General features: G+C 64.9%; 16 protein-coding genes. 6 read left to right on the top strand and 10 right to left on the bottom strand.

Going from position 1 to position 18733, the window contains the following annotated elements; genetic code table 11:
* Positions 1-141 precede the first annotated feature (141 nt).
* Complete coding sequence (locus ACSQ25_RS01470; RefSeq protein WP_436103938.1) at positions 142-1554, top strand: FAD-binding oxidoreductase; 1413 nt, start codon at positions 142-144, stop codon at positions 1552-1554.
* Positions 1555-1772: 218 nt separating this feature from the next.
* On the opposite strand, the gene secF is transcribed toward ACSQ25_RS01470, so the two are convergent.
* The 5 genes from secF to queA form a co-directional block, all read right to left on the bottom strand.
* Positions 1773-2795 (bottom strand): protein translocase subunit SecF, encoded by a 1023-nt coding sequence (gene secF / locus ACSQ25_RS01465; protein ID WP_436103937.1) that lies wholly within the window; start codon positions 2793-2795, stop codon positions 1773-1775.
* Positions 2796-2797: 2 nt separating this feature from the next.
* Entirely contained in the window at positions 2798-4687 is a 1890-nt protein-coding gene (gene secD, locus ACSQ25_RS01460; RefSeq protein ID WP_436103936.1) for a protein translocase subunit SecD, read from the bottom strand.
* 64 nt (positions 4688-4751) lie between these two features.
* Positions 4752-5084, bottom strand: a complete 333-nt coding sequence (gene yajC, locus ACSQ25_RS01455) for a preprotein translocase subunit YajC (protein WP_277484156.1) — start codon at positions 5082-5084, stop codon at positions 4752-4754.
* Positions 5085-5241: 157 nt separating this feature from the next.
* Complete coding sequence (gene tgt, locus ACSQ25_RS01450; RefSeq protein ID WP_436103935.1) at positions 5242-6381, bottom strand: tRNA guanosine(34) transglycosylase Tgt; 1140 nt, start codon at positions 6379-6381, stop codon at positions 5242-5244.
* A 9-nt stretch (positions 6382-6390) separates the two neighbouring features.
* Positions 6391-7413 (bottom strand): tRNA preQ1(34) S-adenosylmethionine ribosyltransferase-isomerase QueA, encoded by a 1023-nt coding sequence (queA, locus tag ACSQ25_RS01445; RefSeq protein ID WP_436103934.1) that lies wholly within the window; start codon positions 7411-7413, stop codon positions 6391-6393.
* Positions 7414-7518: 105 nt separating this feature from the next.
* Here queA and recG point away from each other — a divergent pair, with 105 nt between their 5' ends.
* Both recG and ACSQ25_RS01435 read left to right on the top strand, forming a co-directional pair.
* Complete coding sequence (gene recG / locus ACSQ25_RS01440) at positions 7519-9582, top strand: ATP-dependent DNA helicase RecG (RefSeq protein WP_436103933.1); 2064 nt, start codon at positions 7519-7521, stop codon at positions 9580-9582.
* A 92-nt stretch (positions 9583-9674) separates the two neighbouring features.
* The gene (locus ACSQ25_RS01435; RefSeq protein ID WP_436103932.1) at positions 9675-10421 is read left to right on the top strand and encodes a tetratricopeptide repeat protein; all 747 of its coding nucleotides are present in this window, start codon (positions 9675-9677) and stop codon (positions 10419-10421) included.
* Between the two features lie 9 nt (positions 10422-10430).
* Here the strand turns inward: ACSQ25_RS01435 and ACSQ25_RS01430 are convergent, their stop codons facing one another.
* From ACSQ25_RS01430 to pyrC, 4 genes are read right to left on the bottom strand one after another with little or no spacing between them, the layout of a single operon-like run.
* Positions 10431-10799, bottom strand: coding sequence for a glyoxalase superfamily protein (locus ACSQ25_RS01430; protein ID WP_436103931.1), 369 nt, complete (start codon positions 10797-10799; stop codon positions 10431-10433).
* On the bottom strand, positions 10796-11866 hold the full coding sequence (locus tag ACSQ25_RS01425; RefSeq protein ID WP_436103930.1) for a Gfo/Idh/MocA family protein: 1071 nt from the start codon (positions 11864-11866) through the stop codon (positions 10796-10798). The genes ACSQ25_RS01430 and ACSQ25_RS01425 overlap by 4 nt, the downstream gene beginning before the upstream one ends.
* Before the next feature lie 11 nt (positions 11867-11877).
* Positions 11878-12672: a DUF3025 domain-containing protein gene (locus tag ACSQ25_RS01420; RefSeq protein WP_436103929.1), complete on the bottom strand. Its 795-nt coding sequence runs from the start codon at positions 12670-12672 to the stop codon at positions 11878-11880.
* An 8-nt stretch (positions 12673-12680) separates the two neighbouring features.
* Positions 12681-13730: a dihydroorotase gene (gene pyrC / locus ACSQ25_RS01415; RefSeq protein WP_436103928.1), complete on the bottom strand. Its 1050-nt coding sequence runs from the start codon at positions 13728-13730 to the stop codon at positions 12681-12683.
* Positions 13731-14006: 276 nt separating this feature from the next.
* Between pyrC and ACSQ25_RS01410 the strand changes: the two genes are divergently transcribed.
* On the top strand, positions 14007-15062 hold the full coding sequence (locus ACSQ25_RS01410) for an NF038122 family metalloprotease (RefSeq protein ID WP_436103927.1): 1056 nt from the start codon (positions 14007-14009) through the stop codon (positions 15060-15062).
* A 60-nt stretch (positions 15063-15122) separates the two neighbouring features.
* Here ACSQ25_RS01410 and ACSQ25_RS01405 read toward each other — a convergent pair whose 3' ends face one another.
* Positions 15123-15848 carry an amino acid ABC transporter ATP-binding protein gene (locus ACSQ25_RS01405; protein WP_436103926.1) on the bottom strand — a complete coding sequence of 242 codons (726 nt, stop codon included), beginning with the start codon at positions 15846-15848 and terminating at the stop codon, positions 15123-15125.
* 188 nt (positions 15849-16036) lie between these two features.
* On the opposite strand from ACSQ25_RS01405, the gene ACSQ25_RS01400 reads away from it, so the two are divergent.
* Both ACSQ25_RS01400 and ACSQ25_RS01395 read left to right on the top strand, forming a co-directional pair.
* Complete coding sequence (locus ACSQ25_RS01400; RefSeq protein ID WP_436103925.1) at positions 16037-17299, top strand: dicarboxylate/amino acid:cation symporter; 1263 nt, start codon at positions 16037-16039, stop codon at positions 17297-17299.
* A gap of 81 nt (positions 17300-17380) precedes the next feature.
* Positions 17381-18667 (top strand): amidohydrolase family protein, encoded by a 1287-nt coding sequence (locus tag ACSQ25_RS01395; RefSeq protein WP_436103924.1) that lies wholly within the window; start codon positions 17381-17383, stop codon positions 18665-18667.
* The last annotated feature ends 66 nt before the right edge of the window (positions 18668-18733 follow it).

Genomic DNA, 18733 nt, shown 5'->3' with positions numbered 1-18733 from the left:
GCATTCCGTGCGCTGATTCACTTAGCGCCCGATACGCGCGGTATCGCAGCGCGCTACCGACGCAGGATTGTTTTGGCAAGGCCCCGGTTTTGCCGGAAGCTTCGGGTTCATCTTCTTGATCAACCTCGACCAGTCCAGCACATGCATCCACCTCGCCGCCGCTTCCTGGCCCAGGCCCTCGCCGGGGCCAGCCTGCTCACCCTCGTGCCGCCGCAGGCCCTCGCCGCGCCCGGCATCCTGGTCCCTAACATCACCGGGCTGTATCCGGTCGAAGTCGCGCGGGTCGCGGCGCCGGCCACCACGGAAGAGGTCGCACAGGCCCTGCGCAGCTGGCCCGGCAAGATCGCGGTCGGCGGCGGCCGCTACAGCATGGGCGGCCAGGCCGCCATCCAGGGTGGCTTGCACCTCGACATGCGCGGCATGAACCGGCTCATCCGGCTCGACGCAGGCGCGAAGCTGGCCCGGGTCCAGGCCGGGATGCGCTGGCGCGACCTGCAGGACGCACTCGACCCGCTCGGCCTGGCGGTGCACACCATGCAGAGCTATGCCAACTTCACCGTGGGCGGCGCCGTCTCCGTGAATGCGCACGGGCGTTACGTCGGCAACGGACCGGTGGTGAATTCCGTGCGCGCCCTGCAGCTGGTGCTGGCGGATGGCTCGGTCGTGGAGGCGACCCGCACCCGCAACGCCGACCTGTTCCGCGCAGCCGCAGGCGGGTATGGTGCAGTGGGCGTGATCACCGAGGTCGAACTCGCGCTGGCACAGAATACGCGCATCGAGCGCATCGTCGATGAGCTCGCGCTCGACGACTATCCCGCCTACTTCCGGCGCAACATCGAGGGCGGGGACTGCATCTTCCACAACGCCGACCTGCTGCCGCCGCAGTTCGACGCACCGGTGGCCGTCTCCTGGCGCCGGACCTCGAAAGCCCTGACCGAAAGGGCGCGGCTGGTGGCGCGCGGCCAGTCCTACGGCTTGCACCAGAACCTGCTGTTCGCCATGACCGAGCTGCCGCGCGGCGACCTGCTGCGCAGCAAGCTGATCCATCCGCTGCTGCTGGCCAAGCCGGCGGTCAAGTGGCGCAACCACGAGGCCAGCCTCGACGTCGCGGAGCTGGAGCCGCGCACGCGCCGGATCTCGACCTATGTGCTGCAGGAGTATTTCATCCCGGTGCGCCATTTCGCCGCCTACGCCCGCGCCATGGCCGCCGTCATCCGGGAGCACGAGGCCGAGGTGCTGAACGTGTCGGTGCGGCATTCGCCGGCCGACCTGACGAGCTTGCTGCCCTGGGCCAAGGAAGAGGTATTTTCCTTCGTGGTGTACTACAAGCAACGCACCCATGCCGATGCCCGGCGCCGGGCGGGCGACTGGACCCGCGCCATGATCGACACCGCCCTCGCCTTCGGTGGACGCTATTACCTGCCCTACCAGCTGCACGCCACGCGCAGCCAGTTCGAACAGGCCTACCCTGAAGCGGGAGAGTTGCGCGCGCTCAAACGCCGCGTCGACCCAGCGGGCCGCCTCGCCAACGAATTGTGGGCGAAATATCTGTAAGACGACGTGTGCGCAAAAAAAAACCCGCTCCGGTGAGGGGGCGGGTGAAGTCCAAAACTAGGGATGTCCTGAAAGAGACAGGTCCACTATAGGGACCGGGCCCATGCGATTCTGTGCGTTACCGCACGTAAACAGCCAAATTGTGTCACCGGGTTGATCTGGATGTAAAAAATGCCGCCGCGGCAGGGCCGGGGCGGCATTTTTAGAGGGCAGCGTCTTTACACCACGGCGCCGTCGGTCTCGTCTTTTTCCTTCACCGGCTTGATCAGGTCTTCGCGCTTCACGCCCAGCCACATGGCCAGTGCCGCGGCGACGAACACCGAGGAATAGATGCCGAAGCAGATACCGATGGTCAGTGCCAGCGCGAAGTAGTGCAGCGCGTGACCGCCGAACAGCAGCATCGACAGCACCATGATCTGGGTCGAACCGTGGGTGATGATGGTACGCGAGATGGTGGAGGTGATCGCGTGATCCATCACTTCCGGCACGCTCATCTTGCGCTGCTTGCGGAACATCTCGCGGATCCGGTCGAAGATGACGACCGATTCGTTGACCGAATAGCCCAGCACCGCCAGGATCGCCGCCAGCACCGTCAGCGAGAATTCCCACTGGAAGAAGGCGAAGAAGCCCAGGATGATGACCACGTCGTGCAGGTTCGCGATAATCGCCGAGACCGCGAACTTCCATTCGAAGCGGATCGCCAGGTAGGCGACCACGCCGATGATCACCATGATCAGTGCGTTCAGGCCGTTCTGGGCCAGCTCTTCACCGACCGCAGGGCCGACGAATTCGACGCGCTGCTGGCTGACCAGTTCCTTGCCGGCCGCGTCCACGCAGCTGGTACGGTTGACCTGCTGGCCCTTGTCGGTCGTCACCTGGGTGACTTTCGGCGTGCCTTGCTCGGACGCGCAGACAGCATTGAACACCTTGGTCGAGGAGCCGGCCGCCGCCTGGCCCTCGATGATCGGCAGGCGCAGCAGTACGGTCTGCGCATTGCCGAAGCTGGTCACCTCGGGCGCTTCATAGCCGATGCCACGCAGGGTGCCGCGGATCTTCTCCTGGTCCGCCGCGTGCGGATAGCTCAGCTCCATCACGGTACCGCCGGTGAACTCCACCGAGTAATTCAGGTTCTTGGTCACCAGGAAGAACACCGCCGCCAGGAAGGTCACCGCCGAGATCACATTGAGGATCACGGCATGGCGCATGAACGGGATGTCCCGTTTGATCTTGAAAAGTTCCATGTTTATTCCTGAGTCGCGTTTTGCTTGTTAGGCGTGAAGCCTTCTTTCCAGACCGTACCGATCGAGATGTGGGTCAGTTTCTTCTTGCGGCCATACCAGAGGTTGATGAAGCCACGCGACACGAACACGGCCGAGAACATCGAGGTCACGATGCCCAGGCAGTGCACCACGGCGAAGCCGCGCACCGGGCCCGAACCGAAGATCAGCAGCGCCAGGCCGACGATCAGGGCGGTGACGTTGGAGTCGAAAATCGTGTCCCAGGCATGCTTGAAGCCGGCGTTGATCGCTACCTGCGGCGTGGCGCCGGCACGCAGCTCCTCGCGGATGCGCTCGTTGATCAGCACGTTCGCATCGATCGCCATACCAAGTGTCAGCGCAATTGCCGCGATACCCGGCAGGGTCAGGGTGATCTGCATCATCGACAGCAGCGCCAGCAGGAACAGCACGTTGGCAGCCAGCGCCAGCGCGCTGAAGAAGCCCACCAGGTGGTAGTAGACGATCATGAAGACCGCAATCGCCGCGAAGCCCCAGACGGTGGACTTCAGGCCGCGATCGATGTTCTCGGCGCCCAGTTGCGGGCCGATCACGCGTTCCTCGATGAATTCCATCGGCGCCGACAGCGCGCCCGAGCGCAGCAGCAGCGCCAGCTCGTTCGCGTCTTCCGAGGTGCCCATGTTGGTGATCTGGAAGGTCGAACCCAGTTCGCTCTGGATGGTCGGGGCCGACAGCACGCTGTACTTGCCCTTTTCCTTCAGCAGGATGGCCATGCGCTTGCCGACGTTTTCACGGGTGGCCATGCGGATGCGGCGGCCACCGTCGCCGTTCAGGTCGAGCGAGACGGCCGGCTGCTGGTTCTGGTCGAAGCTGGCGACGGCGCTCGAGATGTAGTCGCCGGTCAGGATGATGTCCTTCGAGACCACGATCGGGGCGCCGCGGCCTTCGGTGAACAGTTCCGAATTCAGCGGGATGGCGGCGGTCAGCTCGGTGCCCGGGGTCACGGTCGAGTCGACCATGCGCAGTTCCAGGGTGGCGGTGCGGCCGATGATGTCCTTGGCGCGCGCCACGTCCTGCACGCCCGGCAGCTGGACGATGATGCGGTCGGCGCCCTGCTGCTGGATCAGCGGCTCGCTAGTGCCCAGTTCGTTGATACGCTTGGACAGGGTGGCGATGTTCTGCTTCACGCCGTCTTCGACGGTGCGCTTGAGCGCCTCCGGCTTCAGGGTGACGACCAGCTTCAGCTCGGTGCCGTCGGCGGCATCGGCGAAGGCCAGGTCCTGCATCTGCTTGGCCAGCGCATTACGGGCGGCGGTGCGGGTCGCTTCGTCGCGGAAGCGCACTTCGATGGCGTTGCCGACACGCTCGATGCCGGCGTGGCGGATGTTCTGGTCGCGCAGCTGGCTGCGCACGCCGGCCTGCACACCCTTGACCTTGGTGTCGAGCACGGCCTTGCCGTCGACCTGCAGCAGGAAGTGCACGCCGCCGCGCAGGTCCAGGCCCAGGTTCATGGGCTTGGCGCCGATGGATTCCATCCAGGCCGGGGTGTTCTTCGCCAGATTGACGGTGACGATGTAATCGGCGTTTTCCGGGTCGCGGTTCAGGTCGCGTTCGAGCGCCAGTTTCGCCTTGAACTGGGCGTCGGTGGTGGCGAAGCGCGCGCGCACCGAGGTGCTGTTGCCGCTGCCTTCGAGGCCGATGCCGGTGGCCGGAACACCATTGCGCTTGAGCGCATCCTCGACCATGCCGACGGTGGCGCTGGTGATATTGACCGTCGATTTACCGGTGGTAACCTGCAGTGCCGGCGATTCGCCGAAGTAGTTCGGCGCCGTGAACAGCGCTCCCAGCAGGAGCGCGACGGCGATCAATAAATATTTCCAGACGGGATAGCGATTCATAGTGTTCCAGCATTCAATGTTGGGCACGATGCGGCCCCGCAGGGCCGCCGCGATGCTTACTGACTTACAGGGCCTTCAGGGTGCCTTTCGGCAGCAGCGTCGTCACTGCATTCTTCTGGACCACGATTTCGGTACCGGTCGACACTTCGATCGTCACATAGGTGTCTGCCACCTTGGTCACGCGGCCGAGGATGCCGCCGGCAGTCGCCACTTCATCGCCCTTGGTCAGCGCATCCATCATCGCCTTCAGCTCGCGCTGGCGCTTCTGCTGCGGACGGATCATGAGGAAATACATGACCACGAACATCAGGATCAGCGGCAGGAAAGTGGTCAGGCTACCCATCAGGCCTGGATCGGCTGCGGCGGTGGTTTGCGCGTACGCGTTGGAAATGAACACAAGTACTCCGAGTGTGAGATTAAAAAATTAAGCGGTGTATTCTAGCACCGGCAGGAAGGCCGGGGACAATCTGGAGGTATGTAGGTTTGCAATTCCAAATTGCAAGATGTTGCAGGAAAATTAATGCACGTGATGGACGGCTGGGCCGTCCAACTCGCTACACCCCGCGCGTGCGATCAGCCCGGAACTGGATCCGGAATTCGTTGAACTTGTCCGCATCGATCGCGTCCCGCATCTCCTGCATGATCTTCAGGTAGAAGTGCAGGTTGTGGATGGTATTCAGGCGCGCGCCCAGGATCTCGTTCGAGCGGTGCAGGTGGTGCAGGTAGGCGCGCGAGAAATTCTTGCAGCAATAGCAATCGCAGGACTCGTCGAGCGGCGCCTGGTCATCCTTGTAACGGGCATTCTTGATCTTGACGTCGCCGAAGCGGGTGAACAGCCAGCCGTTGCGCGCATTCCGGGTCGGCATCACGCAGTCGAACATGTCCACGCCATTGGCCACGCCCTCGACCAGGTCTTCCGGCGTACCGACGCCCATCAGGTAGTGCGGCTTGTTCTCCGGCAGGCGCGGGCCGACGTGGGCCAGGATGCGCTGCATGTCTTCCTTCGGCTCGCCCACCGACAGGCCGCCGATCGCCAGGCCCGGGAAGTTGATGTCTTCCAGGCCCGCCAGCGACTCGTCGCGCAGGTGCTCGTACATGCCGCCCTGGACGATGCCGAACAGCGCGTTCGGGTTCTCGCCGCGATTGAACTCGTTCATCGAGCGCTGCGCCCAGCGCAGCGACATGCGCATCGACTTGGCCGCCTCTTCGGCCGTCGCGGGTCTCCCATCTATTTCGTAGGGGGTGCACTCGTCGAACTGCATCACGATGTCCGAGTTGAGCGAACGCTGGATCTGCATCGACACTTCCGGCGACAGGAACTGGCGCGAACCGTCGATCGGCGAGGCGAACTTCACGCCCTCTTCCGTGATCTTGCGCATCGCGCCCAGCGAGAACACCTGGAAGCCGCCCGAGTCGGTCAGGATCGGGCCATCCCAGCCCATGAACTTGTGCAGGCCGCCGAACTTGTCCAGCACCGCCGTGCCCGGGCGCAGCCACAGGTGGAAGGTATTACCCAGGATGATCTGCGAACCGACTTCGCGCAGTTCGATCGGGTCCATCGCCTTGACCGAGCCGTAGGTCCCGACCGGCATGAAGATCGGGGTTTCGATGGTGCCGTGGTTGAGCTTAAGGCGGCCGCGGCGCGCATGCGACAGGCCGCTGGTGTCTTTTTTAAGGAGGGTAAATTCGAGCATCGGTATGGTTTAGCGAGATGTTGTCGTCAGCAGCATGGCGTCGCCATAGCTGAAGAAGCGGTATTCATTGGCGATCGCATGCTGGTAGGCCTTGCGGATCTCGTCGTAGCCGGCAAAGGCCGACACCAGCATCATGAGCGTCGACTTCGGCAGGTGGAAATTGGTGATCAGGCGCGTGACGGTCTTGAAGCTGTAGCCCGGCGTGATGAACAGCGCGGTGTCGCCGCTGCCCGTCACCAGCGCGCCGGATTGGGACGCCGATTCCAGCGCGCGCAGGGAGGTGGTGCCGACTGCCACGACGTCGCGGCCCGCCGCTTTCGCGGCGCGCACCGCGTCCACGGTCTCCTGGGGAATCGTGTACCACTCGGTGTGCATCTTGTGCGCCGACAGGTCCTCGACCCGCACCGGCTGGAAGGTGCCGGCGCCCACGTGCAGGGTCACATAGGCGAACTTGATGCCTTTCTCAAGCAGGCGGTCCAGCAGCGGCTGGTCGAAATGCAGGCCGGCGGTCGGCGCGGCCACCGCACCCGGCTCCTTCGAATACACGGTCTGGTAGCGCTGCTCGTCGAATTCGTCGGCCGTGTGCTCGATGTAGGGCGGCAGCGGCAGGCGGCCGTGGGCCTCGATCAGCTCGAACACGTCGCCTTCGAAATGCAGGGTGAAGAATTCTCCGGCGCGCTCGCCGACCGTGACGCCGAAAGCGTCGGCCAGGCGGATGCGATTGCCCGGCTTGGGCGACTTCGAGGCGCGTACCTGCGCCAGCACCGTGCGGTTGTCCAGCACGCGCTCGACCAGCACTTCCACCTGGCCGCCGGTTTCCTTGACGCCGAAGAAGCGCGCCTTCAGCACGCGCGTATTGTTCATCACCAGCAGGTCGCCCGGCTGGAGCTGGTCGACGATGTCGGCGAAATGGCGGTCGGTGATGCGGTCGCCATCGAGCTGCAGCAGGCGCGAGGCACTCCGGTCCGGCAGCGGAAGCTGCGCGATCCGCTCTGGCGGCAGGTCGAAATCGAAATCGGAAAGCGAGTACATTGTTGTCAATTCTGGGAAAATGGATGCTGACAGCCTTACAATAGAGGCTGCAATGCGTGCGGCGAACCCTCTATTTTACGCCAGCATCTGCTTAAATGCCGCAATATGCCCGCCACCAAGACCCCATCTGCCCCAAAAACTGTTAAATCCAAGCTCGCCCGGCTGGGCCTGCGCACCGACATGGACCTGGTGCTGCACCTGCCGCTGCGCTACGAGGACGAGACCAAAGTGGTCACGATCCGCGAAGCCGCCATGCGCGGGCTCCAGACCTGGCAGGTCGAAGGCGTCGTGGTCAAGAATGAAATCACCTACAAGCCACGGCGCCAGCTGCTGGTGCAGATCGCCGACGAGACCGGCGAGCTGCAGCTGCGCTTCATGAATTTCTACGGCAGCCAGGTCAAGCAATTGTCTGAAGGCGTGAGGGTGCGTGCCCGGGGCGAACTGAAGCACGGCTTCTTCGGGGCCGAGATGGTCCACCCGACCTATAAAGTGATCAACGAGGGCGCTCCGCTGCCGACTTCGCTCACCCCGGTCTACCCGGCCGGCGAAGGCCTGTCGCAAACCGTGATGCGGCGCGCGATCACGGATGCCATGAAGCGGGTCGACTGGCGCGACACCCTGCCCAATGCTTTCCTGAGTCGCCTGCAGCTGTGGGACTTCGAACCCTCGGTGCGCTTGCTGCATTACCCGCCGGCCGACGTCGACGAATACGCGCTGACCGAGCGCTCGCACCCGGCCTGGACCCGCATGAAGTTCGACGAGCTGCTGGCCCAGCAGCTCTCCCTGAAACGGGCGCAGCGCGCCCGGCGCGAAAAAGGCGCGCCGCAACTGCGCGCGGTCGGCGCCCTGTCCGCCGCCTTCCTCGCGGCCCTGCCCTTCAAGCTGACGGGCGCGCAGCAGCGGGTAGTCAAGGAGATCGGCGCCGACCTGCGCGAAGGCTACCCGATGCAGCGCCTGCTGCAGGGCGACGTCGGCAGCGGCAAGACCGTGGTGTCGGCGCTCGCCGCGGCCCAGGCGATCGACAGCGGCTACCAGGCAGCCCTGATGGCGCCCACCGAAATCCTGGCCGAGCAGCACTTCCGCAAGATCGCGGCCTGGATGGAACCGCTCGGCGTCAAGGTGGCCTGGCTGACCGGCAGCCTGAAAAAGAAGGAAAAGGACGCGGCCAAGGAGCTGATCGAATCCGGCGCAGCGAAACTGGTGATCGGTACCCACGCCCTGATCCAGGACACGGTGCAGTTCGCGCGCCTGGGCCTGGTGATCGTCGACGAGCAGCACCGCTTCGGCGTCGGCCAGCGCCTCACCCTGCGCAACAAGGGCAGCGACGGCCTGGTGCCGCACCAGCTGATGATGTCGGCCACCCCGATCCCGCGCACACTGGCCATGACCTATTACGCCGACCTCGAAGTCTCGGTGATCGACGAACTGCCGCCGGGTCGCAGCCCGATCGTCACGCGCGCCATCGACCAGAACCGGCGCGACGAAGTGATCGAGCGCGTGCACGCGGCCGCGCAGGAAGGCCGCCAGGTGTACTGGGTCTGCCCGCTGATCGAGGAATCCGAGGTGCTGCAGCTGCAGACCGCCACCGAGACCTACGAGACCCTGGCCGAGGCCCTGCCCGATCTGCAGGTGGGGCTGGTGCACGGCCGCCTCAAGCCGGCCGAGAAGCAGATCATCATGGACGCATTCATCGCCGGCGATATCCACGTGCTGGTGGCGACCACCGTGATCGAGGTCGGCGTCGACGTGCCGAACGCCTCGCTGATGGTGATCGAGCACGCCGAGCGCTTCGGCCTGTCGCAGCTGCACCAGCTGCGCGGCCGCGTGGGCCGGGGCTCGGCGGCGAGCGTGTGCCTGCTTCTGTATCAGAGCCCGCTGGGCCAGGTCGCCAAGCAGCGCCTGCTGACGATGCGCGAGACCACCGACGGCTTCGAGATCGCGCGGCGCGACCTGGAGATCCGCGGTCCCGGCGAATTCCTGGGCGCGCGCCAGTCGGGCGAGGCGATGCTGCGCTTCGCCGACCTGGAAGCCGACCAGTGGATCGTGGACAAGGCGCGCGACGTGGCCCAGTACCTGCTGGACAACGGCGACCGGCCCGAGTACATGGCGATCATCGATGCCCACCTGACGCGCTGGCTGGGCGGGCGCGAGGAATTCCTGAAGGTATGACGCTCGATGGGGCGCAGCTCGTGACAATCCGATAGACATCCGCTACCCGAACCGGGCTATCGTGGCGGCTTCATCCCACACTGCCCACGGCCATGCCCATCCTCGGACTCGGACTTCACCTGATCGTCGCCATCTTCTTCGCCGTCCATGCCGTGCGCACGGGACGGCCGATGTACTGGCTGCTGATCCTGTTCTCCTTCCCCCTGCTCGGCAGCATCGTCTACTTTGCGGCGGTCTTCCTGCCGCATTCGCGCCTCGAACGCCAGGCCCGCCAGGCCGGGCACGCGCTGCAGAAGAAGCTCGACCCGGGCCGCGACGTGCGCGAGGCCCGGGAGGCCTTCGACCTGACGCCGACCGCGCACAACCAGATGCGCCTGGCTGCCGCGCTGCTGGACAACGGGCAGACCGCGGAGGCGGTGGCGCAGTACGAGGCCTGCCTGCAGGGACCGTTCGCGGGCGATGCCGGCGTGATCCTGGGCGCGGCACGCGCGCAGGCGGCACACGGCCGGCCGCAAGCAGCGATCGGCCTGCTCGAGCAGTTGCAGGCGAAGCAGGCCGGCTATCGTCCGGAAGAAGTCGGGCTGGTACTGGGCCGTGCCTATGCGGCAGCCGGCCGGCAGGAGCAGGCCGGCGCCCAGTTCGCGATGGTGGCGGAACGTTTCGGCAGCATCGAGGCGCGGGTGGAGCTGGCGTTGTGGGCGCTCGCCGCGCGCGACGAGGCGCTGGCGCAGCGCGAGCTGAAGGAGATCGGGCACGCGCGCCGGCACATGACGAAGTACACGCTCGACCTGCACCGGGAGCTGTTCAAGCGGCTGGACGCCGCGACCGGCGCACGCTGAACGGCCGCTTCAGGTACTGATCGCGCTGGTAAAAGTCAGCCGGTTCCCGAAGGGATCCTTCACCGACATGTCGCGCGAGCCCCAGGGCGTGTCGCCGACCTCCGGCCGGGCGTAGCCGTACTGCTTCGCCGTCAGCTCCGCATGATAGGCGTCGATGTCGCCGACCTCGATGCGCATTGCCGCGCCGGGGCAGCAGTCGCCATGGTGTTCGCTCAGATGCAGGATGCAGCCGTCGCGCGACACCTGCAGGTAGAGCGGCAGGCCGGGTTCGAAGCGGTGCTCCCAATCGACCCGGAAGCCGAGGAAGCCGACGTAGAATTCGCGCGCCTTCGCTTCGTCGAACATGCGCAGGATGGGGACGACCGTGCGCAGCGTCATCTCACTCGTCCCGGCTCAGTTCGACGCCATCCACCGTCATCCTCCACTTCCCCGCCTTCGCGCTGCAGCGGCCGGACGCGCCTGCGGTCGCTGTCGTAGGCCAGCCCGATCTGGCGCCGGATCTCGTCCATCACGCCCATCAGCGCCAGCGTCTCCTCGAGCTTCATGCCCGGGCTCTCCAGCAGCCCGGCACGGAAGCAGCGCTGCGCTTCCATCACTTCGTGGACGTAGCCGTTGCCGAGATAGGGCGTGTCGACCGTGCGCGTGCTGCCGTCGTCGAGGGCCACGGTGACGCTCTTCGCGCGGTGGAACATGGTGTTCATGCGCACGTGGCCGCGCGTGCCCGACACCGTCAGCTCGCAAGGCGTGCGTGCCTGGAACGAGCAGCTGCTCACCGACATCCCGCCGCCTTCGTGCCTGAGCGTGAAGCCGGTCTGCACGTCGACGCCGGTCGCGCCCAGCTCGGCCTGCGCCCTGATCTCGGCCACCGGGCCGAGCAGTGCGGTGGCGATCGACAGCGGATAGATGCCGAGATCCAGCAGTGCGCCGCCGCCGAGCTCCGGATTGAAGGCGCGGTGTTCGGGGCCGAAGTTCGCGGTGAAGCCGAAGTCGGCCACCACCTGGTGCACCGTGCCGATCTCGCCGGAGGCGATGATGCGCCGGACTTCGTCGAAGGCCGGCAGGAAGCGCGTCCACATCGCCTCCATCAGGAACAGGCGGCGCGAGCGCGCCAGCGTCACCACCTGCTCGGCTTCGCGCAGGTTCATCGTGAACGGTTTCTCGACCAGCACGCCCTTGCCGGCGCGCAGCGCCATCAGGGCATTGTCGGCATGCTGGGGATGCGGGGTGGCGACGTAGACCAGGTCGATGCCCTCGGCATCGGCCAGCTCATGGTAGGAAGCATAGGCGGTCACAGCATTGAACTCCTGCGCAAAAGCCTGGGCCTTCTCGAGGCTGCGCGAGGCGACTGCCGCCAGCACGGCGCCCGGCACATCCCCTAGTGCGGTGGCGAAGGCGCGCGCGATCTTGCCCGTGCCGAGGATGCCCCAGCGTACTGCGTTTGCCATCGGTATTCCTTTCAGGTCGCCTGCCGTTTTGGACGGAAGACGGTGGTGTCGAGATAAAAGTCCTGGTCCTGTCCCGGCCACCAGCCCGGCACGCCGAGCACCGGCAGCGGCGTGAAGCCGGCGGTAGTCAAGCCTTCACTGGTCAACTGCGCGGCCACGTGGGCGTCGAGCCAGGCGCGCCTGCCCTCCGGCGGCAGGGAGAGCACATCATCGCCCACGAAGATGACAAGCGTATGCGCGGTGATGGCCTTGCGCGGCGCCACCAGTTTCTCCATCAGCGCATGGCCGAACAGCCAGAGTTCCACGTCGCTGCCGAACATGGCGCGCTGGTCGAACAGCGCGGCGAGCCATTGGTGGGAACGCAGCTCGTCGACCAGCAGGCGTCCGGCACTGCCCTCGCGCACCAGCAGCAGCGCGGCATTCTCGTCGAAGATGGTGGCGGCATCGCGGGCCGGGCCGCGCGACTTGCCGATGCCGGCCTGGGCGATCTGCGCCGCCTGCAGGGCGTTCAGCTCGCGCTTGATGAGCGGGAAGGTCTGCCACACCAGGCCATTGAAGAAGTCGTGCAGGTTGTCGCGGGTCGGGACCTGGCCGGTGGCGCCGATGAATTCCTCGTAGGCCGTCCCCTCCGGCAGCGCGGCCTGCGGCACGAAACGCAGCGGCAGGCCCGCGTGGTTGCGCAGGCCGAGCGCCGCGGCGCTGCGGTTGAAGGCGTCGATGAAGCCCTCACCTGCCAGGCCCAGGCGCTCGAAGGCCGGCCGCACCGTGTCGTACCACGGACGCGACCAGTCGATCTGGGACAACATGGAGTCCCTTACACCATCTTCCAGTTGATGGTCTCGCCGGCATTGAGCGGCACCAGCTGGTGTTCGCCGAAGGGGACGGTTTCCGGCAGGGTCCAGGCTTCGCGCTTGAGCGTGATCGTCCCTTCGTTGACCGGCAGCTCGTAGAAGGCCGGACCGTTCAGGCTGGCGAAGGCTTCCAGTTTGTCGAGGGCGCCGGCCTGGGCGAAGGCTTCGGTATACATCTCCATCGCATGCAGCGCGGTGTAGCAGCCGGCGCAGCCGCAGGCCGCGTACTTGGTGTGCACCGCGTGCGGCGCCGAGTCGGTGCCGAGGAAGAAGCGCTCGTCGCCGCTGGTGGCGGCGGTCACCAGCGCCAGGCGGTGTTCCTCGCGCTTGAGCACCGGCAGGCAGTAGTAGTGCGGGCGGATGCCGCCGCGGAAGATCTCGTTGCGGTTGTACAGCAGGTGGTGGGCGGTGATGGTGGCCGCGATCGGGCCGTCCGCCTCGGCCACGTACTGGGCCGCTTCCTTGGTGGTGATGTGCTCGAACACCACCTTCAGGACCGGCATGGCGCTGCGCAGCGGGCGCATGACGCGCTCGATGAACACGGCCTCGCGGTCGAACAGGTCGATGTCATTGTCCGTCACTTCGCCATGCACCAGCAGGGGCATGCCGACTTCCTGCATCACTTCCAGCGTCTTGTAGCACTTCTTCAGGTCGGTGACGCCGGCGTCCGAATTGGTGGTGGCGCCGGCCGGATACAGCTTGACCGCGTGGACGAAACCGGAATCCTGGGCGCGGCGGATCTCGTCCGGATCGGTATTGTCGGTCAGGTACAGCGTCATCAGCGGCTCGAAGGACACGCCCTCCGGCAACGCCGCCAGGATGCGCTCGCGGTAGGCGGCGGCGGCGGCGGTCGTGGTGACCGGCGGCCTCAGGTTGGGCATCACGATCGCGCGCGCGAACTGGCGTGCGCTGTGCGGCAGGACGCTGGCAAGCGCCGCGCCGTCGCGCAGGTGCAGGTGCCAGTCGTCGGGGCGGGTGATGGTGATGGTGTCGGGGGTTTCGATGGGGGACATGGCGGCTCTCGGATTGCGGATGCCGACATTTTACCGGAGCCACTGTGCGCAGGGCAGCCATCCACGTTCGATTGCTTCATAGACAAGAACAAAGTGCCGAAAAATTTTACACTGTGCAATGCAACGTTTTCTCTAATTAAATTTTTCCATTGATAAACAACATCTTATTGTTTCTGGCTTGAAATTTGCATATGAGAATTTACCGCGAAAATAAGGCGGTTCAGACCAAACTAGCGAAGTCTCAAGAATAATTTCAAATTACGGAAACAAAGACTAATGAAAAACCTGAAAACCCTGCTCAAGGTCGTTCCTCTGCTTGCTTGCGCATACGCGAGCTCGGCACAAGCGCTCGTCATTAACTTCAACGCCAGGCCGGACATGGATGCTCGTGCCTTGGCCGGTTTCGAGAGCGCTGCCAAGCGCTGGGAGGCAGTTCTGCACGACAATGTGCAGGTCAACCTGGACATCGATTTCGCAGATCTTCCAGACAGGGTAATTGGCTCGACCTATTCAGAGTCCCTCTGGATGACCTACGGAAACTTCCGCCATTTCCTGGCAGCTGACGCGAAGTCGTGGCTCGACAAGAATGCGGTCGCCAACCTGCCGAATGTTCAATGCCTGAGCATGCTGATGAACGGTACCACTTCCAACCCTGCAGGCGCGGGCAGTACCGCCACCTTCCTGGACCAAGGTTGCGAAAACAACAATAGATATATCAACGTCAACACGGCGAATCTCCGCGCTCTCGGCCTGATCGCCAACAGCGACATGCGTTCGGACGGCGCAATCTCGTTCAGCAGCGACTTCGCTCCCGTCTTCGACTTCGATCCGACCGATGGCATCGACGCGGGCAAGCTCGACTTCATCGGCGTCGCGGCCCATGAAATCGGCCATGCACTCGGCTTCTCGAGCGGCGTCGACATTCTCGACTACGCCATGACGCTGAACTACGCGGCAGCGAGCTTCCCCTACGTTAGCCCGAGTGACGTCTTCCGCTGCTCGCCCGAGAGCAAGGCTGCCGGCGCCCATATCGACTGGTCCGCCGACAATCGCAATAAATACTTCTCGCTGGATAATTGCACTACCACCTTATCGATCTTTTCGAACGGCACGGATCACGGCGACGGTAACCAGGCCAGCCACTGGAAAGACGATCGCGGTATCGGCATCATGGACCCGACCGCCGGCGGTGGCGAGCGTCTGGCGATCAGCCAGATGGACCTTCAGATGTTCGATGCCATCGGCTGGGACGTCCCGGAACCGGCATCGATCGCCCTGTTCACGCTGGGCGCGGCCGCACTGACCGGCTCGCGCCGCCGCAAGCAGAAGTAATCCGGCGGTCTGCCTAAAGAACAAGGGCGCCTGCGGGCGCCGTTGTCGTATGTGGTAAGTCTAGTGAATGATCCGCGCCAGGAACTCGCGTGCCCGCTCCGAGCGGGGGGCGCCGAAGAAGTCTTCCTTGGGGCTGTCCTCGACGATGCTGCCGTGGTCCATGAAGACGATCCGGTCGGCCACCTTGCGCGCGAAGCCCATCTCGTGGGTGACGACCATCATGGTCATGCCGTCCTGCGCCAGCCCCACCATCACGTCGAGCACCTCGCCGATCATCTCCGGATCGAGCGCGGAGGTCGGCTCGTCGAACAGCATCGCCACCGGGTCCATCGCCAGCGCGCGCGCGATCGCCACGCGCTGCTGCTGGCCGCCGGAGAGCTGGCTCGGGAACTTGTCCTTGTGGGCCAGCAGGCCGACGCGGTCCAGGTAGGCCAGGCCGCGCTCGAGCGCCTCGTCCTTGCCGCGCCCCAGCACCTTGACCTGGGCCAGCGTCAGGTTGTCGCGTACCGACAGGTGCGGGAACAGCTCGAAGTTCTGGAACACCATGCCGATGCGGGCACGCAACTGCGACAAGTTGGTCCTGGGGTCGCCCACGTCGATGCCATCCACCACGACCTTGCCCTGCTGAAAGGCTTCGAGCCCGTTGACGGTCTTGATCAGGGTGGATTTTCCGGAGCCGGACGGCCCGCACACCACGACCACGTCGCCGCGCGCGACCCGGGTGCTGCAGTCGCGCAGCACCTGGAAACTGCCGTACCACTTGCTGACATTGTCGATGTCGATCATCTGTTGCCTGTTTCCTTGTACTCGTGTAAGCATGCTTGACAGCATTTCTAGCGACAAGGATACTTCGGAACTTGCTTTACCTACCAGAACGATCTGCCGTTCCTCCCCAAGAATTACCGATAATTTGACTTGCGACAGTGGCAACCGCTGCCGCGGGTTTTGCACAGGTCCACGAGACAGGAAGCATTATGGAAAAAAAGAACCGCCTGACTACCTACATCCTGATCGGCCTCGTGCTCGGCATCGTCGTCGGTTACGTGGCCAACACCAGCTTCGAGAACCCGGCCGGGTTTGCGGACACGATGTCGCTGATCACCACCATGTTCCTGCGCCTGATCAAGATGATCATCGCACCGCTGGTGTTCTCGACCCTGGTGGTCGGCATCGCCAAGATGGGCGACGCCAAGGAAGTGGGCCGCATCGGCGTCAAGGCATTGGGCTGGTTCGTGATTGCCTCGGTCATCTCGCTGTCGCTGGGCCTGATCCTGGTGAACCTGTTCCGTCCGGGCGACGCGATGGCCCTGTCGGGTGCCGTGCCGCCGGTCGGCACCGCGTCGGGCATCACCACCTCCAGCCTGACCCTGAAGGACTTCATCACCCACCTGATCCCGACCTCGATCTTCGAGGGCATGGCGAAGAACGAGATCCTGCAGATCGTGGTGTTCTCGGTGTTCTTCGGCACCGCCGCCGCCGCCGTCGGCGCGCGCGCCACCCCGCTGATCGACGCCGTGGACGGCATCGCCCACATCATGCTGAAGGTCACCGGCTACGTGATGAACTTCGCGCCGATCGCGGTGTTCGCGGCAGTCGCCGGCGTCATCGCCAAGAGCGGCCTGGGCGTGCTGTCGACCTACGGCATCTTCATGGCCGAGTTCTACCTCGGCATCGTCCTGCTGTGGGTGGTGCTGATCCTGATCGGCATGGCCTTCCTCGGACCGCGCGTGCTGCGCCTGATCTCCGAACTGAAGGAACCGACCATCCTGGCCTATACCTGCGCCTCGTCGGAAGCGGCCTTCCCGAAGACCCTGGAAGGCCTGGAGCGCTTCGGCGTCAAGAACCGCCTGGCCGCCTTCGTGCTGCCGATCGGCTACTCGTTCAACCTCGACGGCTCGATGATGTACTGCACCTTCGCGGCCGTGTTCATCGCCCAGGCCTACGGCATCGAGCTGGACATCTCGACCCAGCTGACCATGATGCTGGTGCTGATGCTGACCTCGAAGGGCATGGCCGGCGTGCCGCGCGCCTCGCTGGTCGTGATCGCCGCCACCCTGGCCCAGTTCAACATCCCGGAAGCCGGCCTGCTGCTCCTGCTGGGCATCGACCACTTCCTGGACATGGCCCGTTCGGCCACCAACGTGATCGGCAACGGCATCGCCACCGCCGTGGTCGCGAAGTGGGAAGGCGATCTGGCGGAGCCGAACAAGGACCCGGCGGTCGCACCGCTGCGCTAAGCATCAAGACAGGTTTCACCACGAAAGGCCTTCCAGCGATGGAGGGCCTTTTTCACATAACGAGAACATGAGGAGCGAGACATGAAACAGCTTTATATGGCAGGCCTGCTGCTGGGCGCATTTGGCGGCGCCCAGGCCGCCACTCAGACCATCGACTGCGGCCGCCTGCTGGACGTCAAGAGCGGCACCTGGCGCGAGCGCGTCAGCATCGTGGTCGAGAACGGCGTCGTGAAATCGGTCGGCCCGATGACCCAGGCGGCAGGCAATGTCGACCTGTCGCGCCACGCCTGCCTGCCGGGCCTGATCGACATGCACGTGCACCTGACCAGCGAGACCGCGCCTGTGGTCGAGGCCTATCGCGACCGCCTGACCGCCGATCCGCAGGACATGGCCTTCCGCTCGGTGAAATACGCCCACCGCACCCTGATGGCCGGTTTCACCACGGTGCGCGACCTCGGTGCGGCCGATGGCCTGAACGTCTCGCTCAAGCGCGCCATCGCCGCCGGCGAGATCCCCGGTCCGCGCATGTTCACCGCCGGGAAGTCGATCGCCACCACCGGCGGCCATGCCGACCCGACCAACAACCTGTCCCATTTCCTGAGCGAGAAGATCGGCGCCCCCGGTCCTGAAAAGGGCGTGATCGACAGCCCGGAAGAAGGCCGCCAGGCCGTGCGCCAGCGCTACAAGGAAGGCGCGGACCTGATCAAGATCACCGCCACCGGCGGCGTGCTGAGCCAGGCCGCCAATGGCCAGAACTCGCAGTACACCGAGGACGAGCTGAAGGCCATCGTCAGCACGGCGAAAGACTACGGCTTCCGCGTCGCGGCCCACGCCCACGGCGCCGAAGGCATGAAGCGCGCGCTGCGCGCCGGCGTCGACTCGATCGAGCACGGCACCCTGATGGACGACGAGACCATCGCCCTGTTCAAGAAGACCGGCCACTGGTACGTACCGACCATCTCGGCCGGCCGCTACGTGGCGGACAAGGCCAAGATCCCGGACTACTATTCGGCGCTGGTGCGCCCGAAGGCGGCCGCGATCGGACCGCAGCTGCAAGCCACCTTCGCGCGCGCCCACAAGGCCGGCGTGAAGATCGCCTTCGGCACCGATGCCGGCGTGTTCCCGCACGGCGAGAACGCGAAGGAGTTCGGCTACATGGTGGAAGCGGGCATGTCGCCGGTGGAAGCCATCCGTTCGGCGACCGTGCACGCCGCCGCCCTGCTCGACCAGCCCGGACGCCTGGGTGCGGTCGAACCGGGCTTCGCCGCGGACATCATCGCCGTCGAAGGCGATCCGCTGCGCGACGTGAAAGTGCTCGAGCAGGTGAAGTTCGTGATGAAGGACGGGGTCGTCTACAGGAAGCCATGAAGTTCAACCGCAGTTACTAACCGTAGAACCGTCATTCCGGCGAAGGCCGGAATCCAATTCTTGTGA

This window comes from Massilia sp. LjRoot122, from assembly GCF_964252725.1.
Lineage (GTDB): Bacteria > Pseudomonadota > Gammaproteobacteria > Burkholderiales > Burkholderiaceae_D > Telluria.
This window is presented reverse-complemented; position numbering and strand designations above follow the sequence as displayed.